This is a genomic window from Phenylobacterium sp. (assembly GCF_024508875.1).
Taxonomy (GTDB): Bacteria; Pseudomonadota; Alphaproteobacteria; order Caulobacterales; family Caulobacteraceae; genus Phenylobacterium.
The window spans coordinates 1-22,483 of sequence record NZ_JANINU010000035.1; the positions used below are offsets into that span (position 1 = coordinate 1).

Annotated in this window: 21 protein-coding genes; 11 read left to right on the forward strand and 10 right to left on the reverse strand. The window is 71.9% G+C overall.

Annotation, left to right across the window (positions count from 1 at the left end; translation table 11 throughout):
* The 3 genes from Q0L11_RS03610 to Q0L11_RS03620 all read right to left on the reverse strand — a co-directional run.
* The coding region (locus Q0L11_RS03610; protein WP_296595482.1) for a cyclic nucleotide-binding domain-containing protein at positions 1-529 on the reverse strand (529 nt) is incomplete at its 3' end.
* A gap of 1,132 nt (positions 530-1,661) precedes the next feature.
* On the reverse strand, positions 1,662-2,096 hold the full coding sequence (locus Q0L11_RS03615) for a hypothetical protein (RefSeq protein ID WP_296595483.1): 435 nt from the start codon (positions 2,094-2,096) through the stop codon (positions 1,662-1,664).
* Positions 2,093-2,746, reverse strand: a complete 654-nt coding sequence (locus Q0L11_RS03620) for a glutathione S-transferase family protein (RefSeq protein WP_296595484.1) — start codon at positions 2,744-2,746, stop codon at positions 2,093-2,095. The genes Q0L11_RS03615 and Q0L11_RS03620 overlap by 4 nt, the downstream gene beginning before the upstream one ends.
* A gap of 470 nt (positions 2,747-3,216) precedes the next feature.
* On the opposite strand from Q0L11_RS03620, the gene Q0L11_RS03625 reads away from it, so the two are divergent.
* The 9 genes from Q0L11_RS03625 (at position 3,217) to Q0L11_RS03665 (ending at position 11,170) form a co-directional block, all read left to right on the forward strand.
* Positions 3,217-3,876, forward strand: coding sequence for a RadC family protein (locus Q0L11_RS03625; RefSeq protein WP_296595485.1), 660 nt, complete (start codon positions 3,217-3,219; stop codon positions 3,874-3,876).
* A complete protein-coding gene (locus Q0L11_RS03630) occupies positions 3,873-4,844 on the forward strand; it encodes a toprim domain-containing protein (RefSeq protein WP_296595486.1) in 972 nt (323 codons plus the stop codon). Before Q0L11_RS03625 ends, Q0L11_RS03630 begins: the two co-directional genes overlap by 4 nt.
* Positions 4,841-5,248, forward strand: a complete 408-nt coding sequence (locus Q0L11_RS03635) for a DUF2958 domain-containing protein (RefSeq protein ID WP_296595487.1) — start codon at positions 4,841-4,843, stop codon at positions 5,246-5,248. Before Q0L11_RS03630 ends, Q0L11_RS03635 begins: the two co-directional genes overlap by 4 nt.
* Positions 5,249-5,838: 590 nt before the next feature.
* A complete protein-coding gene (locus Q0L11_RS03640) occupies positions 5,839-6,498 on the forward strand; it encodes a PEPxxWA-CTERM sorting domain-containing protein (protein ID WP_296595488.1) in 660 nt (219 codons plus the stop codon).
* Positions 6,499-6,714: 216 nt separating this feature from the next.
* The gene (locus tag Q0L11_RS03645) at positions 6,715-7,662 is read left to right on the forward strand and encodes a DUF2493 domain-containing protein (RefSeq protein ID WP_296595489.1); all 948 of its coding nucleotides are present in this window, start codon (positions 6,715-6,717) and stop codon (positions 7,660-7,662) included.
* Positions 7,663-7,845: 183 nt separating this feature from the next.
* Positions 7,846-8,487 (forward strand): GntR family transcriptional regulator, encoded by a 642-nt coding sequence (locus Q0L11_RS03650; RefSeq protein ID WP_296595490.1) that lies wholly within the window; start codon positions 7,846-7,848, stop codon positions 8,485-8,487.
* Positions 8,488-8,572: 85 nt separating this feature from the next.
* A complete protein-coding gene (locus Q0L11_RS03655; protein ID WP_296595491.1) occupies positions 8,573-8,698 on the forward strand; it encodes a hypothetical protein in 126 nt (41 codons plus the stop codon).
* Between the two features lie 40 nt (positions 8,699-8,738).
* Complete coding sequence (locus tag Q0L11_RS03660) at positions 8,739-9,386, forward strand: lasso peptide biosynthesis B2 protein (RefSeq protein ID WP_296595492.1); 648 nt, start codon at positions 8,739-8,741, stop codon at positions 9,384-9,386.
* Positions 9,386-11,170 carry an asparagine synthase C-terminal domain-containing protein gene (locus tag Q0L11_RS03665; protein ID WP_296595493.1) on the forward strand — a complete coding sequence of 595 codons (1,785 nt, stop codon included), beginning with the start codon at positions 9,386-9,388 and terminating at the stop codon, positions 11,168-11,170. Before Q0L11_RS03660 ends, Q0L11_RS03665 begins: the two co-directional genes overlap by 1 nt.
* On the opposite strand, the gene Q0L11_RS03670 is transcribed toward Q0L11_RS03665, so the two are convergent.
* From Q0L11_RS03670 to Q0L11_RS03685, 4 genes are all read right to left on the reverse strand, one after another.
* Positions 11,079-13,604, reverse strand: coding sequence for a prolyl oligopeptidase family serine peptidase (locus tag Q0L11_RS03670; protein WP_296595494.1), 2,526 nt, complete (start codon positions 13,602-13,604; stop codon positions 11,079-11,081). The genes Q0L11_RS03665 and Q0L11_RS03670 overlap by 92 nt on opposite strands.
* Entirely contained in the window at positions 13,604-16,684 is a 3,081-nt protein-coding gene (locus Q0L11_RS03675; RefSeq protein ID WP_296595495.1) for a TonB-dependent receptor, read from the reverse strand. Before Q0L11_RS03675 ends, Q0L11_RS03670 begins: the two co-directional genes overlap by 1 nt.
* Before the next feature lie 126 nt (positions 16,685-16,810).
* Complete coding sequence (locus tag Q0L11_RS03680) at positions 16,811-17,830, reverse strand: FecR family protein (RefSeq protein ID WP_296595496.1); 1,020 nt, start codon at positions 17,828-17,830, stop codon at positions 16,811-16,813.
* Positions 17,831-17,841: 11 nt separating this feature from the next.
* A complete protein-coding gene (locus Q0L11_RS03685; RefSeq protein ID WP_296595497.1) occupies positions 17,842-18,357 on the reverse strand; it encodes an RNA polymerase sigma factor in 516 nt (171 codons plus the stop codon).
* 94 nt (positions 18,358-18,451) lie between these two features.
* Here Q0L11_RS03685 and Q0L11_RS03690 point away from each other — a divergent pair, with 94 nt between their 5' ends.
* Positions 18,452-18,715, forward strand: a complete 264-nt coding sequence (locus Q0L11_RS03690) for a helix-turn-helix transcriptional regulator (RefSeq protein ID WP_296595498.1) — start codon at positions 18,452-18,454, stop codon at positions 18,713-18,715.
* A gap of 400 nt (positions 18,716-19,115) precedes the next feature.
* Here the strand turns inward: Q0L11_RS03690 and Q0L11_RS03695 are convergent, their stop codons facing one another.
* Entirely contained in the window at positions 19,116-19,370 is a 255-nt protein-coding gene (locus tag Q0L11_RS03695) for a hypothetical protein (RefSeq protein WP_296595499.1), read from the reverse strand.
* A 12-nt stretch (positions 19,371-19,382) separates the two neighbouring features.
* A complete protein-coding gene (locus Q0L11_RS03700) occupies positions 19,383-19,796 on the reverse strand; it encodes a flavin reductase family protein (RefSeq protein WP_296595500.1) in 414 nt (137 codons plus the stop codon).
* A 226-nt stretch (positions 19,797-20,022) separates the two neighbouring features.
* Between Q0L11_RS03700 and ada the strand changes: the two genes are divergently transcribed.
* Positions 20,023-21,105 (forward strand): bifunctional DNA-binding transcriptional regulator/O6-methylguanine-DNA methyltransferase Ada, encoded by a 1,083-nt coding sequence (gene ada, locus Q0L11_RS03705; RefSeq protein WP_296595501.1) that lies wholly within the window; start codon positions 20,023-20,025, stop codon positions 21,103-21,105.
* Positions 21,106-21,303: 198 nt separating this feature from the next.
* Here the strand turns inward: ada and Q0L11_RS03710 are convergent, their stop codons facing one another.
* Positions 21,304-22,188 (reverse strand): HWE histidine kinase domain-containing protein, encoded by an 885-nt coding sequence (locus Q0L11_RS03710; protein WP_296595502.1) that lies wholly within the window; start codon positions 22,186-22,188, stop codon positions 21,304-21,306.
* Between the last annotated feature and the right edge of the window lie 295 nt (positions 22,189-22,483).

Below are 22,483 nucleotides of genomic sequence, written 5' to 3' on the forward strand. Positions count from 1 at the left end.
CGTTCGGCGCCAGGCCGGCGACGTCGAGGCGCTCCAGCAACTCCAGCAACAGGTCCGCCAGCCGATCATGCGCGTTGAGGCGGCTCAGGCGCGTGATCTGGGCGAGGAGATAGGCCTCCTCGGTGGCGCGGCTGAGCTTGTAGGCGCGATCAAGCGCGGGGGACTGTCCGCGCGGCGGGGCGGGGCAGACGACCACGCGCGTCAGCGCGACGACGGTGGAGGCGGCGACGGGATGATCGTAGTCGCAATTGCCGATGAGGTCGCCCGGGAGCAGGAAGTTCATGATCGCGCGACGCCCGTCGGGCAGATTGCGCACCCGCGCCGCCCAGCCGTCGAGAAACAGCAGGGTCTCGGTGATCTTCCGCCCTTCGACGAGAAGTTCGTGCGGCGGGTGATAGGCGCGCACGCGAACGAGCGCGGCGCGGAGAGCCTCGATCGCGTCTGCATCCAGAGCGGTGAGGGCGTTCAGCCGACGCACGGCGGGCGTCAGGATCGACGTATTGGGCTGGGACGTGGCGAGGCCGATCATAGGGGCGGCCTCCCACCAGCGTGCGCAGGAAGCCGCGCAGCGCTCTTCGCAGCGCGATGCGCAGTTGTCCGGATTGTCATGGCTTGTTCCTTCAGGCGACCGATGCCGTTGCCGAGAGCACGATCGACGACCTGAACGCCGCGGTTGCGGAACTTGAGGCAGAATCCGGCGGCCCAGGCGCAGCGCGCCTGAAAAACCTGTTCCCGTCCAAAATCATCCCCGATCGCTCGCGCGAGAAGGGAACGTCCTCAATTCACAGTTTTAGGGGAACGTCCTGCCGCCCACTATGATCCATGTTATTCGACCGGAGGCAACCTCGGCGATCTCGGCCGGCTCGAGCGTCGGGAGCTCCGTTCCCGTGACCGCGAACCGGTTCCAACGCGATCCATGGGCGGCTTGAAGCCTCGCGCGCCACGATGGAGAGCCCCGGACGTTGAGATTGACACGTCTTCCAGGAGGAAGGCAGCGACACCCGGCCCTGTAGGCAAGGTTCTCGTAAGCGAGACGCGGCGAGGCGCAGACAGGCGGCAGGCCCGTTGACGACCGGGCCAGCTCCTGTTCGGAGCTTTTGAGCGGACGAGGAACCTCTCTTGCGGAGACGCTTCGCGGCGACGCCCTTGGGGCCGTCGGCGTCGAGGTTGATCCACAGTTGCGGCGAGGCGGATTGCAGGGGACCGCGCTCTCGTCACGCCCGCGTTCCTCCAATCTCCGGTATGGCCCAGCGCCGCTGGGGAATAGGTCCCGCGACGTGACGTCTACGACCACTCCGCCCAGGCTCCCCACCGCACAGGTCGCATAGGTGGGCGGAACGTCGTTCATCCCGGGGTGGGCCGAGGAGCCGTGTAAATCTGGCGTCAGATGTCCGCTGCGGGCTCCGATTCCAATGTCGGCAACTTGCGAACCTGAGACGTCAGGCTGCGTCTCACCAAGAGCTGCGTCGTTCCATCCTTCGTGGTTCCGCCATCGGCTGGAGACGCACAGGTCCCTGGTTCAGCTCCCTGGTTCCCCGCCATCTGGCGGCGGACGGCGAGACGCCGTTTGGGCGGATTCACCCGAATGTCGGCGCCGCAAAAGGTGTGGGCGGATGGACCTGAAGCCCCGCGCCCGAGGTCATCCAAGCGGCGCCGCGGCTTTAGGACACCCTGGCGAGCAGTCTCTCAAGTGCGGCTCGCACCGCTTCACCGTAGCCGTCGGCAGGCAGGTTGCGCGCGCGGCCGAGCCCGGCTTGCGCGTGGAAGCGCGCCAACTCCGGGTCGCCCACGCGCCGCAGGGCGTCCCCGACATTGAGATGCAGGGACGGGAGAAACGCCGCGAGTGGCTGCGTCACGGCGTCCGCGTCACCCGATGCGTCTCCGGTCGCCGCCTCGAGGGCGATCCGATCCCAGCGAAGCTCAGCTGCCGGGTTTGTCTCGGTATCGGCGAGGAAGTGCGCCAGGGTGCAGCGACGTGTTGCAGACGCCTGCGGCGCTGACGTCCACAGGTCCATCAGCTCCAGCCTGGCCTCGACGTCCCCCGACTGCAGCCGGGCCAGCGCCGCCATGACGTCGGCCATGTCGTTATCGTTCACGTCGCTCGTCCTCGCGGGCCGGGATCGGGCGTCGGCTTTTCGTGAGACCTGTCGAAGGCGCGCCTGTAGGCGTCCCGGGCCGTCGTGCGGTCGAGGTAGGCCTGTTCGGCGTCGCTCAGCACAAACCCGGGAATGTTCGTGCCCAGCCAAAGGGCGAAACTCACCGAGATGTCGGCGGCGGTGAACCGATCGCCGGCCATGAAGGGGCCGATCGTCAGCTGCCGCGCCACGAGGCGCCGTCGGCGATCGACGGCGCCGCGCGCCCAGCGCGCGGCCCAGTTATCCCTTTCCGCTTCCGGGGCCAGGAAGCTGCTGACGAGCGGCGCCATCATTAGGGTCGCGAGGCCCGCCTCGCCCATATGCAGGAATTGCTGGTAGGCCGGGAACGCCGCGTCGTGGGAGGACGGACGCAGGGGCGTCGGGCCGTAACGCTCCATCAGGTACTCCAGGATCGCAATGGACTCGACCATTGTCGCCCCGCCGTCCTGGATCGCGGGCAGGAAGTCGCCGGGATTGACCGCCAGCCACGCCGGATCCCTCTCCGCGGCCAGCATGTCCACCTGCCGGATCTCATAGGGGAGGCCCATCTCCTCCAGCAGCCAGACCACCCGCAGCGACCGCGACGTCTGCCCGCCCCAAACTGTGATCATCGTCATTGGCCTCCGCTGCTACCTACCTACAAGACGGTGCCGGGCCGCACGGTTCGACATCGAGCGCTACGCATCAGGTGTTGCTGGCGATCCGGGGCGGGGCAGAGTCGGCTCTGGTCCTCGCGGGCCAGCCTGACGAAACCAGGAGGCGGGTTGAGGCAGCGAGCTTTCGGCGCGCCCTCAGCGCCGACGTCGCAAGACGTCTTGCGACAAAGCCTCCACGTCAACAGGACGGCCGAATTCGTCACACACGGTGACACGCCGGCCCGCCGCGGCCAGGACCAGCGTCGCCTGGACCGCCATTTCGGCCTCGACGGGTTGCGACGCGATCGCGCGGCCCGCCTCAGTCCGGCTCAGCCGAGGCCTGTCGATGGACGCCGGCCTGAGTCCGGATAGTCGGCTTCGCAGTCCAGGGGAGGGGGAGGGATGGCGGGTAGGGGGCGGCCCCGCTTCGGGGGTCGCTTCCGTGCGTGAAGACCGACATGCCCTGCCCCATTCCCGATCATTCCGAAGCGCTCGCCCGCCTCAAGGACTTCGGCCCCGCCGCGCTTGACGACCGCGAGGCCCTGGAGGTCGCGGCCGGTCTGACGGCCGAAGAGGGGGCCGCGTTGTTCGCTGAGTTCGGTTCGTTGCCGGAGGTACTGGCGGCGTCAGGCGGCGCGCTGTTGCGCCTCGCGCCGCCGGAGGCCGCGGCGCGCCTCGCCCTCGTCAAGGACATCGCCCGGCGACTTCTCGCCTCGCCGCTGCGTCAGCGGCCCGTGCTGAGCGGCTGGGAGACTGTCGCGGCCTACCTGCACGGTGTTCTCGCCGGACGCTCGCGCGAACAGCTGCTGGGCCTTTTTCTGGACAAGCGTAATCGGCTGATCCGTGACGAAGTCCTGGGCGAGGGGACCGTGGACCACGTGCCGGTCTATCCGCGCGAGGTGATGCGCCGGGCGCTCGAATTGGATGCGGCCGCGGTGGTGCTCGCCCACAACCATCCCGGCGGACACCGTGTCCCGTCGACAGCAGACATCGAATCCACCCGGCAAGTCGTCGAGGCCGGCCGGCTGCTGCGGATCGCCGTCCACGACCACTTTCTGGTCGCCGACGAGCAGGTCGTCAGCTTCCGCGGCCTGGGCCTCCTGTGACCCGGGACGGGACGCTGGCGGCGATCGTCCGTGCGCTGGGCGGAGATCTCTGGGCGGGCGGGCGCCGCGCCAATGTGCCGGGACCCCGTCACGGCGCGAACGACCGGTCGGTGTCGCTGTTGCTTTCGCGCGGCCGGGTGGTGGTGAACTGCTTCGCGGGCGACGACTGGCGCGAGGTCCTCGCTCTTCTGGCGGACCTCGGCCTGGTGGATGGCGAAGGCCGGTTGATCGCGTCAGATGGCGCGGCCGTGGCCGGGCCGCCCGCGCCCGGCCGTCGTGAACGCCTGGCGGCCGCGCAACGGCTGTGGTCGGAAGGCCGTCCGCTCGGGCATTCGCTCTCGATGCGGCATCTCGAACTGCGGGGCGTCGCGGCGCCGGCTGAGGGGCTGCGTCACCATCCCGCGGTTCCGGCGGCTGTCTACGCCTGCGCGGGTCCGCGACGGCCGGCCCTGCTGGCCGCCATCCGGGCGCCGGCCTCGGGGGAGGTGGTGGGGGTGGAGGTGACCTATCTCGCCCCCAACGGCGACCGCGCTCGCCTCCGGCTCCCGCGCAAGACCGTCGGCCTCTGTCCGGCCGGTGCCGCCGTGCGTCTGGCCGCTCCCGGCCCGCGTCTGCTGGTGGGGGAGGGCGTGTTCACCTGCTTGTCGGCGGCCGAGCGGTTCGGTCTGCCGGCCTGGGCGCTGCTCGCGACCCGCAATCTGCGTCGGTGGCGTCCGCCGCCCGGCGTTCGCTTCGTGCTGATCGCCGCGGACCGCGGCGCGGACGGGGAAGCCTCGGCGCTGGCGCTCGCCGCCGACCTTCGGAGGCTTGGCCTTGCGGTGGCGCTGCGCTGGCCGCCGCCGCCGTTCGGGGACTGGAACGAGGCGCTCGGGGCGCGCCCCGGGGAGCGGGAGGGGGAGGAAGGGCGGGACCGGGCGGGCGCGGCGGACGGGTGGTCCGGCCCGGCGGCCCGGAGACCTCTCCCATGATCGACACCGAGCCCCACGATGACGGCCTCGTCCTCATCCCCGATGCGCTTCGGCCGCAACTGGCGGCCAACGCCGCCGAGCCGGACGGCGATCCGATCCCGGTCCTGAAGCTGTTCAACCCGACCGGGCCGGGAACCTGGCTGATCACGGAGCTGGATTCCGACGGCGACACGATGTTCGGCCTCTGCGACCTCGACATGGGCTCCCCCGAGTTGGGCTCGGTGAGCCTGCGCGAGCTCGCCGGCGTGACCTTACCCTTCAAGCTGACCATCGAGCGCGACGTCCACTTCGAAGGCCGGCTGCCCATCTCGCGCTGGGCCGAGATCGCGCGGCGCTGCGGCTCCCTCCGTGAGGCCGAACAGATCGTACGCGCCGTCGCCCCGCTCCGCAGCCTCCTCGCCTGAACTCCCGCCCTTCGCCGACGGCTGCGGCCGCCGGCGGGCCTGTCCGGCCGCCTGGCTAGGCGATCCGCGCCATCCCGGCGCAAGCGCCCTCGCGGTTGTCCCGCCGAAGCGTGGGTGGCGAGGGCCGACTCACACCCCTGACCCCCAGGCCAAGGTCTGGGGGTGTGGTGACGGCGCCGGCGGCTGCATCCTAGATCGCTGCATCACGATGATCGCCTGGGGGCAGGCGGCCTCACCAGGGGAACTCGCCCACCTGCAGCGCGAGGTGGACCAGCTGCGCGACGAGCTCGTCGCGCGCTTCGGGCGCAAGGCGCCTGTCCGCGTGCATTGAGACCCAGGGCCGGTCCCGGCGGCGACGCTCCGGCGGACGGCGCGCCCGGCGACGGCCTTGCGACGCCGGCGGTCGTAGGCCTGATGCCCACATCCTCAAGATCGATCGTGGCCGTGCGGCCGGATCGCGCGCCGGGAGAGTCCGGTTTACAGGGGCCCTGTCGCCGCCCCATCTGCCTGAAGTTGCGTTGGGGGGAAGTCGCGTGCGTCTAAATTGGTTTTGGTCCCAAGCGGCCGCAGCGTTTGTGCTGGGCCTGGCGATGATCGCCTCGCCGGCGCCCGCGGGGGCGGGCGTCCTTTTCGAGACTCACAGCCAGGGGGATCGCGAAGGTTCGGTATCGATCTTCTCGGGCGACTACAACGACGTCCTCGGCAACCCGCAATGGCTCGGGGTGCGCTTCACCCTGGACGCTGCGGCGCACGTGACGGCCATCGGCGCCGCCTTCGATTATGTCGAAGGCTCGCTTTTCGGGGCGATCGTGGCATTGCCCGACGGGCTGTTGCTGCCAACAGGAACGCCCTTCGACGACGGCGAGGTCCTGGGCTACACGACCTTCTCGGGCGGCGAGCCGCTCTATGATCTGTCGCTCGACCTTGGGCCTGGCGTCTACGGGCTGGTCTTCGGCAGCGGCTATTTCGGCACCCAGGGCTTCTCCGGCATCTGGGCGGGCGGCTTCGACGAGCCCGACGACGGCTACTTCTTCTACGGCAATCAGGGCCAATTCCCCGGGGGGCCGCGCTGGCAGCACGCCGGCTTTCGGGGAACCTACCTTACCGTGCACGGCGAGCTCGCGGCCGTTCCCGAACCCGCCGTCTGGGTGACCCTGATCCTGGGGTTTGCGCTCGTCGGACGGGCGATACGACGCAGCTCGGCCCGCCCACGGGCGGCCCTTCCGAGCGGCGAAGCCCACCCAGGCTGAAGCCAAGGGGCCGTCCCTCGAACCGCCGCGGCGGATGGCGTCGGCGTGTGGCTCGCCGTCCCGGTCTCGGGCGCGGCCGAAGCGGAGGATCGCGACGGAGCGCCACCGGCCCGGGCCGCCGGCAAGGGTGCGCTTCGCCGCCTACGGCGCCCTGGCCCGCGGCCCGGGCCGGCGGCCGGAGGTCGCGAGCTTCGGCTCGCAACCCAGGAGACCGCCATGCGACCGCTTCCAAGCTTCTTCAATACCGCCGACCTCGACGGCTTCGACGCCCGCACCGCCGCGCTGCAGGACCCGCGTCCCCATCCGACCGAGCCGCAGCTCGCCCAACTCGGTCGCGCCCTGATGGGCGAGGTGCTCGACATGCTGCTGGGCGGCGCGCTCGAGGACCAGGTCGTGCCGATCTGCGAGACCCTCATCGGGGGGCTGCACGCGGGCGTGCATCGCCTCGAGCGGGACGCCGACCGGGAACGCGAGCAGCTGGCGGACCGGCTGCGCGACTTCGACGGCTCAGAAGTCGCCGACGTCGATCTGCAGGAGGCCAAGGCGCGCGCCGACGCGCTCGATGTGGCCGCCGACGCGATGGGGTTCGTGCGCGACGCCGCCGCCGAGGCCTATGCGGTCGCGACCGGCGAGGTCTGGAGCCCCTGGCGCGGATCGGTGCGCGGCGGGACCAGCGCCGCACAGCTGGACGCGCAGGCGGCGCTCCGGGCGCTCGAGGATCGCAAGCGGGCCGGGGCCGATCCGGGCGACGCGGTGGTGGCCTTCCGCGCCTCGCCCCGCAGCGACGCGCCGGAGGATGCGAACCGCATCTTCGACGCCCTGAACTGGGCGCGCACGGAATATCCCGGCATGAGCCTGGCGCTCACCGGCGCGAAGGGCGGCGAACGGCTGGCCAAGCGCTGGGCCCAGCAGAAGGGCGTCCGCCTGGTCCTGGCCCGGCCCGACTTCGAACGCTTCGGCCGCGCGGCCCCGTTCCGCGCCAACGACCAGCTGATGGCGCTGCAGCCGGTCTGCGTCCTGGTGTTGCCCGAGAGCCTGGGCCCGGCGGCCGAGGCGGGCGCCCCGCCGTTCGGGCCGGCGATGAACCTGGCCGAGCAGGCGCGGGAGCGGGGCGTGCGCTGCGTGCGCATCGCGCCGAAGGCCGAAGGCGCGCGTCGGGCGTAGGCGACCGGACCGGCGGGCCGTGTCGGATCCGGCGACCGGCCCGCCATTTCCTGGCGTGCATTGTGAATATTCGCGGGCCGGCCAGGCGGCGCCGCGCGCGCTGGGGAAATATCGCCCTTGTCACGGTCCGGAGCCGCCGCGCCTCCTTGCCGCTTCGCCTGACCCAGGCCCGCGGAGTTTGTGATGGCCGAGCCCCAGGCCGAGCCCTTCCATGTCGCCCTGTCGGCGCTGCGCGAGCGCCTGCAGGACGGGACGCTTGCGCCGGGCGTCCGGGTGACCGCCGTCGACCTCGCCGACGAGCTTGGCCTCTCGACGACCCCGGTGCGCGAGGCGCTCTCGCGCCTGGCGGGGGAGGGGCTGCTGGAAGACCGGCGCGGGCAGGGCTACTTCGTGCGCCTGCTCGGCGCCGTCGAGGTCGCCGACCTCTACCGGCTGAGCCTGGCGCAGCTCCTGATCGCGCTGGACCCACGACGCGCGAACCGCGTGGCCCCGGCCCTTGCCGGGCCGCCGGACGCCGAGCCCGCCGGCCCCATCGATCCGGTCGCCGGCGTGGAGGCGCTCTTCCGCCGATGGGTGGCCGCCACCGGAAGCCGGCCGCTGTACGCCGCCTTCCGCATCGGCCAGATCCAGCTCGGGCCGGTCCGCCGGCTGGAGGCCCGGCTGTCGGCCGACCTCGACGGCGAGGCGCTGGCGCTGCTCGCGAGCGGGGCGGTGTCCCGGGCCGAGCGGCTGGCGCTGCTGCGCCAGTTCCATGCCGTCCGGATCCGGGAGTCGGACCGGCTCGCCGCGCTCCTCGAGGCCGGTGTGCGTGACCTGAAAAAATAGACCGAATATAGGTTGAATATACACATCCCAGGTTGTGGAGTTGTCGCGTCGCAATCAGCGGCGGTTACGACCCAGGGAGGTCATGATGATGAAGCTGTTCGGCCTGCGGGGCTTCCGGCTCCTGAGCCTCGGCGGCGCCAAGGCCCGCACCAACGACGACACGGGCTTCGACGCCCTCGAGCACGACCAGGTCTACTACGACATCCCGTGATCGCAGGCGGCGCCGGCTCCCCGCCGGCGCCGTTCGCCCCATGCCCCTGGCGCTTGCCCCCCATATCCACCTCGCCGTCATCGGCGATGACGCCGTCCTCCTCGACACGGCGGCGGACGCCTACCTGTGCGTGCCCGACGGACGGCGGCTCCTGCGTCCCACGGCGGACCGCGCGGCGGTGTCGCCGGCGTCCCCGGACGTGACGGCGCAGCTGACCGCGGCGGGTTTCGTCGATCCGCAGGCGCCCCCGGCGCCGCGCCGTCGGCCCGACCTGCCGCGCCGCGATCTCGGCGATCCCGCCGCCGGAGAGCCGGTCTCGGCGCAGGACGGCCTTCGCCTCGCGGGCGCCCTGTGGGACCTGTTCTGGCGCTATCGCGGCCGACCGCTGCCGGCGATCCTGGCCTGGGTGCGTCGAGCCGCGCCGAAATGCGCCGATCCCGATGAGGTGGCCCGCCTGGCGCGGGTCTTCCAACGCGCCGCCGTCTGGCTCCCGATGCCGCGGAAGTGCCTCGTGCGCAGCTTCGTGCTGCTGCGCTTCCTGCAGCGGTCCGGGCAGGACGCCCGCTGGGTGTTCGGCGTGACCACCTGGCCGTTCAGCGCCCACTGCTGGCTGCAGCTCGAGGATGTCGCGCTCGACGACTGGGCCGAGCGCCTCGTGATCTACGAACCGATCCTGGCGGTGGGCTGATGCAGGCCCCCTTCGTCGTCCTGACCTGGGCGCCGCCGGCGGCTGCCGGCCGGGCGATGGCGCGCGCCGTCGGCGAGCGCCTCGCCGACGGCGGATGGACGATCGAACATGCGGGCGACGGGGTCGCCGTCTGGGGGCGCGCATCGCGGCCGGCGCCGGTCGTCGCCGACGCCGACCTCGTGATCGTCGGCCGGCGGTTTCCCCGCCCTGGGGCGGCGCCGCAACCGCGGCCGCCGAGCGGCCCGCTGCCGCAGCGGGCCCGCACGCTCTGCGAGGAGTGCTGGGGCCCCTACGTCGCCGTGCTGCGCGATCCCGCCACCGACCGGTGGCACGTCTTCCGCGACCCGTCAGGCGCGGTCGAGGCCTTCACCTGGCCGCTGGCCGACCTGCAGGTGACCGCCTCGGGGCTGCGCCGCCTGCCGCCCGGCCTGCTCCCGGCGCGGATCGGGCTGGACTGGACGGTGATCGCGGACCTCGTCCGCCGCCCGGCGTCGCGGGACGCCAGCGTCGGTCTCGCCGGCGTGCATGGGGTGGCGCCGGGGGTCCTCCAGCCCGCCGGCGCGGGCGCCGATCGGGCCGAGCGCCTCTGGCGGCCGAAGGACTGGGTCGGCCGGGGGTGCGGCGAGGCCGCCGCCGAGGCGCGCCTGACCGGAACGCTCCGCGCGGTGGTCGAAGCCCAGGTCGGCGCCTACGGCCGCGTCGCCACCGAGGCCTCCGGGGGGCTCGACAGCTCGATCGTCAACGCCGCGGTCGCCGAGGCCGGGCTCGCGGGCCGGGTCGTGGCCGCCCTGCACTATGTGGGCGACCGGCGCGAGGCCGACGAGCGGGCCTGGGCGGCGGCCTTGTGCGAGCGCCTCGGCCTGCCGTTCGTGCCGATCGACCGTGCGCCCGGGCCGGTCGCGCCGCAGGCGGACTTCGCCGCGCTGAGCCGGGATGCGCGTCCCGCCTTCGGGGCGCTCGACGCCTTCCGCGACCGGGATACCGCCGCCCGCCTGCGGGCGGGACGGGCCCAGGCCCTGGTGACCGGGAAGGGTGGCGACGCCCTCTTCTTCCAGATGCCGTCGGCCCGGGTGATCGGCGACCTCTGGCGCGACCACGGCTGGCGCGCGCTCGGCCACCCGCTCAACGGACAGGTCGCGCGCTGGCTGCGGCGGTCGGTGTGGGCGGTGTGGCGCGAGGCCTTCGCCGAGCCGGGGACTCTCTCCGGGCGACCGGCGCGCTTCGCGGGGCCCGCGCTGGCCGACCTGCCGCCCGCGCCGCCGCACCCGTGGCTCGCGGACCTCGAGGACGTTCCGGCCGGCAAGCGGGTGCAGATCCTGGCGCTGACCACCAGCCTCGCCGGGCAAGGGGCCCACCGGCGCGGCCGGGCCGCCGACATCGTCCAGCCGCTGCTGTCCAAGCCGATGATGGAGCTGTGCCTGTCGATCCCCAGCTGGGCGCTGGTGCGCGGCGGGCGGGATCGGGGCCTGGCCCGCGCCGCGTTCGCGGGGTGGCTGCCCGATGCGGTGGTCCAGCGGCGCGCGAAGGGCGCGCTCACGTCCCTCTACGCGCGGCGGGCCGCCGCGAGCGCGCCCGCGTTGCGCGAGCACCTCCTGCACGGGGTGCTGGTCGACGCCGGCCTGCTCGACCGGCGCGCGGTGGAGGCCGCCCTCGATCCCGACGCGCTGATCCGCCGGCTGGACGGCGTTGACCTCATCGCCGCGGCGGCGCTGGAGTCGTGGGTGCGCTACTGGCAGACCCGCGTGCCGGATGCGCCGGCGGCGGTGCGGTGGAGCTGCCGCTGAAGGCGAGGCGCTCGTCCAGGAAGGCGAGGGCGCGACGGTAGAAGTCGCGCAGGTTCCCCGGGCTGCCGAACAGGTGCGGCTCGCCCCAGTAGGTCAGCAGGATGGCGTCCTTGTCCTGCCGGTAGAGCGCCGAGAACAGCTGCTCGGCCTGGGCCGGATGGGAGCCGTCGATCTCGCCGTAGGCCAGGAGCAGGGGCGTCGCGATCCGGCCGGCCCCCATCAGCGGGCTGTTGCGCAGGTAGCGCTGCGGGTCCGCCCAGGGCGGGGCGCGCATGTCGCCCTGCAGGTCCTCCACCCAGCCGGCGGTCCAGGGCGTCGAGACGCCCGCCTCGGGGTAGATGCGGCGGACGGGATTGAACGCCCCGTGGACCCCGATCAGGTCGGTGGCCGGGGCGCTGGCCACGGCGGCGCCAAAGCGGTCGGTCTGGCCGATCGAGGCCACCACCGCATAGGCGCCGAAGCTGTGGCCCCAGAGCGCCAGGCGCGTCGGGTCGAAGCGGCCGGCGAGGTCGGGTTGGCGGGCGGCGGCGTCGACGATCGCCAGGAGGCGGCCGGCGAGGTCCTCCGCCGGACCGGCGTCGCCCGCGGGCGGGGGGAGGCTCGGCAGCAGCACGGCGTAGCCGTGCCCCACCAGCACCGACGCCGACGCCATCGGGCTGTCCAGCCGCGCGGGATCCGGCGGCCGCCGGTAGACCGAGCCGGGGTAGGGCATCACCACCAGGGGCGGCGGGGCAGCGCCGGCGGCGCCGGGCGGGACCAGCAGCCAGCTGGTGAGAGGCTCGCCGCGCGGCCCGACGTGGCGAACCGCTTGCGGCGTCGGGCGCTCGATGTCGGCCTGGTCGGGGTTCAGTCGAACGAGGGGGAAATCCCGGGCGGGGGTCCGCCACGCGAGCGCCGTCGCGTCGCCGGCGATGGACTCTTCGATTAAGGCCCCGGTTCGCCCGGCGGCGAGCGCCCGGGTCCCCGGCGGCAGTGCGGCGAGGCGGCTCGCGCCCCGAACGGCGTCGAGGTGCGCCACCCAGGTTGCGCCGCCGTCGGACGCCAGGGCGCGCAGCCCTTCGGGACCGTTGAGCGGGGCGCGTGTGCGGTCGGGATATTCGCCGCCGGGGCGGGGCAGGGGGCGCACGTCCGGCGTGGGGAGTCGCCGCGCCTGGCCCTCCGCGGTGATCGCCCAGGCCGCGCCGTCGGCGAGCGTCAGCAGTTCGCCGCCGGCCACGACGCTGTCGGCGGCGCCGGGATGGGCGAGCGCGCCGGTCAGCACGGGCGTGGTTCCGTCAGGGGCCAGCCGCAGCCAGTCGTCGCGCGCCGCCGCCGCCGGGCGACCGAACACGACGGGATCGTCGCCCAGCCAGCCCGCGTAGACCCGTTCGGGACGCCCGGCGATTGCGGCCCGCACGTTCGGGCCGAGCGGGGTCGCCGCGCCGGAGGCCGCGTCGATTCGCACGAACCGCCCCGCCGTCCAGGGCGCGCCGTCCGCCCGCGCATAGACGAGCAGGCGCCCGCCGTCCGCCGACCACGCCAGCAGGCTCGCCAGGAGATCGCAGCCGGGGCACGGCGCGACGTCCGCGCCGGACGCCAGGTCGAGGATCCGCAGGCGCATGCGACGGTCGGCGACGCCGTAGGCGCCCTGCACCGGGCGCCCCGGCGCGAGGCGGATGTCCTCCGCGGCCTCGAGCAGCGCGATGCGCCGGCCGTCCGGCGAGGCCTCGAGGTCGACGATGTCGCCGCGGGCGATCTCCCGGACCCGGCCGTCGGCCGCGATCGTCACCAGCCGCTTCGGCGGCCCGTGCGGCCGCAGGCCGATGTACCGGCCGCTCCCGACCGCCGTCACGGCGGCTTGCCCCGCCGCGGTGGCCGCCCAGCGCGCCGGCAGGGCGAGCTGCGGCCGCTGGGCGCGTATCTCGTAGGGAAGCGCCCCCGGCGGGAGGACGACCGCGGCCAGTCGGGTGGAGGTGAGCCACTGCACCGTCCGACCTGCCGAGGGCGCTTCGGGCGTGGTCCCCGTCCAGAGGACCTCGCCTGTGGCGATGATGACGATTCCGAGGTCCCAGCGCCCGGCGGTGAGCCGGAACACGGCGACGCGGGCGCCGTCCGGCGAGACCGGCCCCGCGAGGTAGCCGGCGCCCGGATCGTGACGCATCAGCGGGCGCAAGGCGCCGCCGGCCCTGAGGTCCGCCACCATCAGCCGGGTACGGAAGAGCGGATTGAACCGCCCGAAGTCGAAGCGCGCGGCCTCGGCGGGACCGCCGCGCAGCTCGACCAGCGCCCAGCGGTCGTCGGGCGTGATCGAGACCGCCCCGACGCTCTGCTGGCGCAGCAGGTCGTCGAGTTCGAGCGGCCGCGCGCCGGCCGGGACGCCGCCGAGGAGCAGCGTCGCGGCCAGGGCGAGGCCGGCGGCGTGGGCCGCCCCCCGTCCGGACCCTGCGGGGGACATCACCAGCTCCGGGTGAGCTGGACTTTGACGAAGCGCCCGACGATGTCGGCGTTGGCCGGGTCGAAGGGGAAGCCGAAGGGGTTGTTGTAGAAGGGCGGGTCCTTGTCGAAGGCGTTGCGCACATAGAGGTTGAGGCCCGCGCCTTCGAAGCGGCCCTTCGGCGCCTTCAGCCGCAGCTGCAGGTCCACCGTGGCCTGGTCGTCGACCCGTTGGCCGGTGAGGTCGTGGAAGGCCCCCACGTAGTTGATCGCGACGCCGCCGCTCGCCCAGCCCTTGCGGAAGTCGGCGGAGAGCCGCCCGCGCAGCTTGGCCGGATAGGTGGTGACCCCGGCCAGGTCGATCGCCGGAGCCGCCGGCGTCAGCCGCTGGTCGTAGGCGAACAGCCGGGTGGCGTCGGCCCGCACCGTCAGCTGCCCGCCGAACGCCGCGAGCTCCTGGCTGGCCTGCACGTCGAGGCCGCGGATGTGCAGCTGTCCGGTGTTGACCTGCCGCAGCTCGATCACCGCGATGTAGCTGGTCGGCGGGAAGAGCCGCGCCGAGGCCTGGGTGATCGGGAGCGCCAGCGCCGCGTTCACGAAGGCCAGGTCGTCCGGGTTTGTGGCCGGGCTGATGCGGCGCACGAAGGCGGCCAGGCGCGGGTCGGTGAAGACGCCGGCGAGGTTCTCGGTCACCGGCCGGCCGATACGGTCCTGGAAGTCGGTGTCGAAATACGTCAGCGACAGGCGCGTGCCCCGCGACCAGGCGGGGCGGTAGTCGAGCCCGGCCGTCCAGGTCTCCGCCGTCTCGGGCTGCAGGTCCGGGTTGCCGCCCTGGAAGGCCAGGGTCTGCTGCTGGACGCCGTTGATGGTGAAGCCGACCGCCGTGAGCATCTGCTCGTTGAGGAGCTGGGTGAGGCCCGGCGCGCGGAACGACTGGCCGTAGGTGGCCCGCAGGGTGAGGTCGCGGATCGGCGACCACATCACCCCGACCTTCGGGTCCACTGTGCGGCCGAAGTCGCTGAACCGCTCCAGGCGCACGGCGCCGGAGAGCTCGAGGCGCGCGACGCCCGGCCGCGCATTGTCCCCGCCGACGAGCGGGGCGCGGACCTCCGCGAAGGCGGCGGCGACGGTGCGGTCGCCGTGGACGCCGGTGGAGATCACCGGCGCGGCGGTGGAGGTGTAGCTCGCGCCGCCGCGCAGGAAGGTCTCGCGCCGGGCGTTCAGCCCGACCGCGAGCTTGAGATCGCCGCCGGGCAGCCGGAAGAGCGGGCCGTCGGCCTGCAGGTTGACGCTCGCGACCCGGCTCTTCGAGCGGCTCTGGGTGAAGCCGGACGAGATGGCGCTGAGCACCGACTGCGGGTTCGACGGCGCGCCCGTGTACGGGTTGAAGAAGCCGTCGCGGGCGGGGCTGTAGGCGGTCTCGGGCCGGTCCGGCGAATTTCCCAGCGCCTCGGCCAGGATCAGGGTGTTGATGAAGCCCCGGGGACGCGCCTCGTCGATCTCCTGCGCCCAGGCGACGTAGCCGTCGGCCGCCCAGTCGCGGGGCAGCCGCACGCGCGCGCCGAACGAGGTCGAGATGGTCTCGGCGGTGGCGCGGGTGATGGGGTTCGGCAGCTCGCCGATGAACGAGTACTGGATCTGGTTCGAGGCGGCGCCGTTGGGCGAGACGAAGAACGGGTTGTTGCGCCCGACGGTGAGGTTGGCGGTCGGGGCGGCGATGTGGGTCTTGGCGGCCCGGAACCCGTAGCGCAGGTCGCCCGAGACCTCGACCCTGTCGCTCAGCTCCTGGTGCAGCGCGACGTAGCCGCCCTGCCGGCGCTGGCCGGGCAGGAAGTCGAAGCCGGTCTGGCGGCTGGCGCGGTTCAGCTGGCCGGGGCGGAAGTCGGACGGGCGCAGGCCGACGCCGGCCTGGCCCGGCGGGATCCCGTAGTAGGGGCCGGTGACGCCGGTCGCCGGATCGATGGCGACCACGTTGCCGGGGTAGGCGTTCGTGGACCGCCGGTCTGTCCCGCCGAACGGGCGCAGGTCGGCGGAAGCGGCGAAGGGCCGGTCGTCGGCGTTGAGGGCGTCGCGCTGGTAGCCCTCGTAGGCGAACAGGACGCTGCCGGTGCGCCAGGTGTGGCCGAGGACCACGCCCACCTCGAACTCGCGGGGGCTGTCGGCGCGGCCCGCGCCCGCGCCGACGCGGATCTCGCCGCCGTCGAGGTCGCGCCGCAGGATGACGTTGACGACGCCGCCGACCGCGTCCGAGCCGTAGGTCGCCGAGGCGCCGTCGAGCAGGATCTCCACGCGCGAGACCGCGATGCTCGGCAGGTTGGAGATGTCGACGAAGTCGCCGTTGCTGCCGGACCCGCCCGAGCGGCGGCCGTTCACCAGCACCAGGGTGGCGTTGGCGCCGAGGCCGCGCAGGTTGATCCCCGTCGCATAGGTGTTGTTGCCGCCGGTGGTGTCGGCGCTGGTGGCGACGGTGCCTTCGGTGCTCTGGCCGCCGAAGGCCTGGGGCAGGGTGTTCAGGGCCTCGGCGAGGGTGGTGCGCCCCAGGCGGTCCAGCGCGTCCCGGTCGATGACGACGAGGGGCGAGGCGGTGACCGCGGCCCCGCGGATGTGGCTGCCGGTGACCTTCACCTCGTCGAGGAGGATGGGCGCCGCCTTCGGGATCGGCTGCGCCGTGGCGATCGCGGTGTCGGCCGGCGCCGGGGCGGATTGGCCTTCGCCGTCACCGCCGAAAGGGCCCGCGGCCGCGCCCCCCGCCGCGCCCCGGTCCGCCGCCGGGCGCCGGGGCTTGAGCACCACGATCCGCGGGCCGGTCCGGCGGGCCTCGATGCCCTGCGCCGAGAGCAGGCGGCGCAGCGCGTCCTCGGTGGTGAAGCGGCCGGCGAGGGCCGGGGCGGTTCGGCCGGTCACGAGGTCCGGCGGGAAGATGAGCTGGTCGCCGGTCTGGCGGGAGAGGACGCCCAAGGCCTGTTCCAGGGAGCCGGCGGGGAGGCTGATCGGCTTCGGGCCCGCCGCCAGGGCGGGCGTCGCCGCGGCGGCGAGGACGCTCGTCGCCAGGGACCCCAACAGAACGCGGCGCAGACTCCGACCCAACGCAACCCGTCGCATGCAAGCTTCCCCCGCGGGCCGCGGTCGAGCCGGTCACGTCAACCGGGCTTTCTGACGTCGCAGTCCGTCAGGCGCGGGAGACGTGCACCGGCGCGGGCGACCCTACCGGGGGACGAAAAAAATCTGTCATGCGCCCGGACCGGGCGGGGCGGCGGCCGCGGGCGCGAGCTTCCAGGCGCCGCGGTCGCCGCGGCTGAGGCTGAGGTCGAAGAGGTCGGCGACGCCGCGGGCGAAGGACTCGGAATCGCCGACGTCGAAGAAGCCGCTGACCGGGCGGTCCGCCAGGCCGGGACCGGCGAGCTCCACCTTCCGGTCGCTGTAGCGGTTGACTTCGGCCACGGCGGCGGCGAGCGGGGTGTCGCGGAAGACCAGGCGGCCGGTGGTCCAGCTCGTGGTGCGCGCCGCGTCGGTCGAGACCTTGCGGATCGCGCCGTTCGAGGAGACGAGGGCTTCCTGGTTGGGGGCGAGGACGACGCCGCCCGGACCGGCGTCGGGTCCGACCCGGACCGAGCCCTGGAGGAGCGTCACCCGCACGCCGCCGTCCAGCCGGCGGACGTCGAACTTGGTGCCGAGCGCGCGGATGCGCGCGCCGTCGGCTTCGACGACGAACGGGCGGGCGGCGTCGTGGGCGACCTCGAAGAAGGCCTCGCCGCGCGTCAGGGTGAGGCGGCGCTCGCCGCCTGTGAAGGCGACCTTCACCTGGCTGTCGACGTTGAGGTGCACCCGGCTGCCGTCCTCGAGCCGGACGACCTTCTGTTCGGCGGCGTCGGTGGCGTAGGCGGGCTCGAGCTGCTGGACGGCCAGGACCGTGGCGCCCGCCGCGGCGAGGGAGGCGAGGGTGAGGGCTCCGGCCAGGCGCGGGCCCCTCAGCCAGGCGCGCCAGCTCGTGCGGCGCTTGCCGCGGTCGAGCGCCTCCTGCGTCATCCGCAGGATCTCGGGGTCGGCGGCGTGCTGGCCGGACGCGTCCCAGAAGGCCTCGGCCTCCACGTAGGCGGCGTCGTTGGCGGGGTCGTCGCGCCAGTCGCGGAATTCGCGGACCGTCTGGGTGGAGATGGAATGGTTGCCGAGGCGGGCCAGCCATGCGGCGGCCTCTTCCTGGGCGCGCGTCCGCGGGGGTCCTGGGGGCTTCGGTTGGGGATCGCTCATTGCGTCGTCGCCTAGCCGCGGTATCGCGCCATGCAGAGCTTGAGCGCCTGGGTCATCCGCTTCTCCACGGCCTTGACCGAGATCCCGAGGTGCGTGGCGATCTCAGCATAGGTCAGACCGCCGAAGCGGCTCAAGACATATACGTCGCGCAGGTTGCGGGGGAGCTTCGCCACCACTTGGCGGTGGAGGAGGGCTTCGTGCTGGTCGGGGAGGGCGACGCCTTCGGGGACGTCCTCGCCGGTGACCAGGCGGGGACGCTTCTGGGCCGTCTCGCGGCGCAGGTGGTCCTGGCCGACGTTGAGGGCGATCCGCGCGAGCAGGGCCTTGGGGCTGCGCCAGTCCAGCGGGTGCTGGGTGAGCCGCAGGAAGGTCTCCTGGGCGAGGTCCTCGGCGATCTCGCGGCCGAAGCGGCGGGCGAGGAAGGCGACGACCCAATTGCCGTAGGTGCGGTAGAGGTCGGCGACGGCGGCGGGCCAGTCGCTGGCCGGCTCGGCCGCCGGTCGGCGATCCTTCTTGAACTCGAACATCATGCGCTCCGGAGAGCGACGGTAAGCGAATATGGAAAATCGTCATATGTAATATCGTCATCTAGTTGGAAGGCCCTCCCGCGGACGGGCCTTCATGCCGAAGACGATCTTCACCGGCGCAAATCAGGTGATCGTCGACGTGCTGCGCCGTACGCGAGAAGACGCTGGACTGAGGCAAGAGGAACTTGCCTCCCGTATTGGTCGCGACCAAAGCCATATCTCATTGATCGAAGGCTCTCAGCGACGTCTGGATCTGGTCGAGTTCATGCGGATCGCGCAGGCACTCGGCCGCGATCCAATCGAGCTGTTCGCTGAATTGTATCGCGCGGTCCAACGCTCAGGCCATGACTTGAGCTGAGGGCACAGTTCGGGCGGATTTCCGTAAAGGGTGGCGGGTCGAGTTCTTCCGCCAGGGGAGGGGGTGCTGCTCGTTTTATGTGGCTTGCCCAAAGGTCGCGACGCTAGCTCCGTCTCCGACACCGCAGTCGTCCCTTGCAATGTCACTGACGCGCCAGGAGGCAGACCTTCTGCGGCCAAGCGCCAGGGGTGCCTGAAGGTGGATGTCTCCATCGTCAGCTAGGCGCCATCAGGCGACATTGGGATCGATCCAGCAAACGGACGTTCGCATCGCCACGGCAACGGAAGCAACGGTTCGCCAGACTAGCTGTGGAGCCGACGTTGAATTCGGATCGGAGAGCGGACGTTCTGCCGCTCTCCTCCTCCACGCCGAGCGCAACCAAGAGACCGCAGATGTACTGTCAGCCGGCCAGACGCGCCCGATCCACGTCGGGCATGCGGTACTTGTCCTCTGCGATCTCAGCCAGGCGGGACGGCACGATCTCAGTGTTCGAGACCCCGTAGAGCTTCTGAAAGTTCATGATCAACGGCTGCCACTTGCCGGGGTCGATCCGGCTCTCATGGCCATCCATGAGCAGACTCGGGTGCACGTGGACCCGGGTGATGCGCACCTCGAAGGCCGAGATCAGACCTGCGACCTGAGGGTCGTCGGCCATGATGTCGTGACGCTACGCAAGGACCGCTTCCAGCTGGATCGGGCATTCCAGGACGCGCGGTGCGGCCACCGTCTGCGACGCGACGGGGGTCAGGCCCGCGACCTCGAACTTGCGGGGCTCGTAGGCGTAGCCGAGTTGCTTCTTCAGCTCGGGAAGCTCCTTCGTGCCCGTCAGACGCGCCAGCCGGTTCACGGCGTCAGCTTGCGCCGCCGAGGTGAGGTTGAGGACGCACTCGCCGGTGCGGATCATGTTCTGAGGCGTCTGGGAGGCGGTCTGCAGGCCCAGCATGGCCCGCCAACCCAGCCACCAGGCCGACGACATCGGGGCGACGTTGGCCGTACCATCCTCGTTCTGGGTGCTGATCAGGACGACCGGCGTGCCGAGGTAGAGGATCGACGGTTCAATGGTGACGTGGGGGGCGGTCATGGTGGCTCCGTGGGTTTGAATGACCCCACAGATGCCGCGCCCCGGACCGGCCCGAACTCCGGTTCTTGCGCTGGAATCGGACTCTGAGCGACGCGTCCGAAAACCGCTGCCCGTCCGGCAGCGCGCTCTCGTGAAAGGTCGTATTCCAGTTTGAAAGCAAGACCCGGAGTGTTGGCCGATTTCGCTGGCGGCAGGATCGCGTCACTGGTTCTCGGAGGACACGACGATGGCGAATTCAGCGACACCCCTGGCCGCGAAGTCTGCGCCCGCGAAGGACGATCCGCGATGGGCGCGCGTGGTGGCGCGTGATCGTACCGCCGACGGCGCCTTCTGGTACTCCGTCGCTACGACGGGGATCTACTGCCGGCCATCCTGCCCGTCCCGGACCGCCAATCCCAGGAACGTCCGCATCCACGACAGCCTCGCCTCCGCCCAGGCATCGGGCTGTCGGCCCTGTCAGCGCTGCAACCCGGACGGCGCGTCGTTTGACGCAGAAAACGCTGCCCGGGTCGCGCGGGCCTGCCGCTTGATCGAGGACAGCGAGGAGATGCTCTCGCTGGGCGAGGTTGCTGACGCCGTGGGCCTCAGCCCCAGCTACTTCCATCGGCTGTTCAAGGCCGTCACCGGTATCACGCCCAAGGCCTACGGCAAGGCGCGACAGGCAGACCGCGTGCGCGCCAACCTGGCCCAGGGCCAATCGGTGACGTCGACGATCTACGAGGCGGGCTTCAACTCGAGCAGTCGGTTCTACGAGAAATCCAACCAGATGCTGGGCATGACGCCGAGCCGGTATCGCGCGGGCGGGCCCGACGAGGAGATCCGCTTCGCAGTGGGCCAGTCCTCGCTGGGCGCCATCCTCGTGGCGTCCAGCGCCAAGGGGGTGGCTGCGATCCTGATCGGCGACGATCCGGAGGGCTTGGTCCGCGATCTCCAGGACCGTTTCCTCCGTGCGCGTCTGATCGGCGGCGACGGCGACTACGAGAAGCTGGTCGCCGATGTGGTCGGCATGATCGAGGCACCGCGGATCGGGCTGGACCTGCCGCTCGATGTCCGCGGCACGGCCTTTCAGCAGCGAGTCTGGCAGGCGCTGCGTGATGTGCCCGCGGGCCGCACCGTGAGCTATGCGGATGTCGCCGCGGCCATCGGCGCGCCGAAGGCCGTCCGCGCCGTCGCCGGCGCTTGCGCGGCCAACAACATTGCGGTCGCCATTCCCTGTCACCGGGTCGTGCGTAATGACGGCTCCCTGTCGGGCTACGCCTGGGGCGTGGATCGCAAGCAGGCGCTGATCGAGCGCGAAGCGGCGGCTTAGATCGCAGCAGCGCGACCAATGCGCTGTGTTACCTGTCCCAGCAAAGGGTCAAGTCTCTGTTCGCAATGCGTCAACAGCCGACCTTGGGATCCGGTCAGAAAGCGGACCTTCGAACGCCCTCCGGTCCTGTGACCGCTTCCGGCCCATTGCTGACCTCAACCATAGTCTCTGGCTAAAGGCGAAGAGGGTTCTGCTCCGCTACGTCTGTTCGACCGCGCCGGAGATCGCGATCTCGCAGACAACCCCTTCCGGAAGAAACTGTAGGGCGACGTCATCCAAACCGCTTTGACGGGTCAGGAGGCGAGATCCCAAACCGACTCTCTTGGGCTTCTTCACCGGCGGCCCGAACGCCTCGCGCCAAGTCAGCCGGAAGCCCCCGCCTGCGACCTCCCATCGAACCGAGACGTGACCCGCAGGCGTGGAAAGCGCCCCGTACTTCACCGCGTTCGTGCTCAGTTCGTGCAGCGCCATGACCAGCGGAACACAGGATTGAGCGGGAAGCTCGCAATTCGGCCCCTCGATCGCGAAGACGCCTTCCGAGCGAAAGGGGCGAACGGCAGCGTCGACCAACTCAGGCAAGCGACAGCCGGTCCACTTGCCCGACACCAGCACGTCGTGAGCCTCGCTGAGGGCGATCAGTCGGCCCCGGAACGCCGAATAGAATTGGTCCGGCTCCGGCGTCGAAGCGACGGTCTGGCGCGCCAGAGCCTGTACCACGGCCAGATTGTTCTTCACGCGGTGCTGCAGTTCGGCGTTCAGGTCTCGCTCAAGCGCCGATTTTGCCTCCAGCTCACGGACTGATGTCCGTAGCGTCGCGGCGGTCACAACGATGAGGCCGCCGGCGAAGAGGTAGAGTCCGGTCACGAGTACGTTGTCGGATGAGACCGACCAAGCGAACAGCGGGGGGATGAAGAGGTAGTTCGCCAGACCCGCCGAGCACACGAGCACCGCTGTCCCCCATGCAGGACCCAGGAACAGCGCCGCCAGCGTGACCGCCGGGAAATAGGTGAGGAATGGCGGCACCACCCCCGCGAGCGCAGTATTAAGAGCCAGCATCGCCAAGGTGGGCAGGGCCACGGCCAAGGCGGCCCATCCCGAGCCAGCCCAACCCGATAGGCTATCGCTGCCGATCGCAAATCGGACCCTCGCAATACGGATCACGCTCTTCCCCCGCATGCCTTCGCGAGCCCTGGCCATTTAAGGTCGGGCGGCGGCTGACGTCGACTGTCAGCGCGGTTTGAGGGGCAGGCTTCGCCGCGCCTGGCCGCTTCGGCCAGGCCGCCCACTCTGCCCCGGCAGGGCGCGCGGCAATGACGAAACGCAATGTGTTCGACCAAGCTAGGCGTTAGGATGTAGGATGCCGCATAAGCTCGCGTCG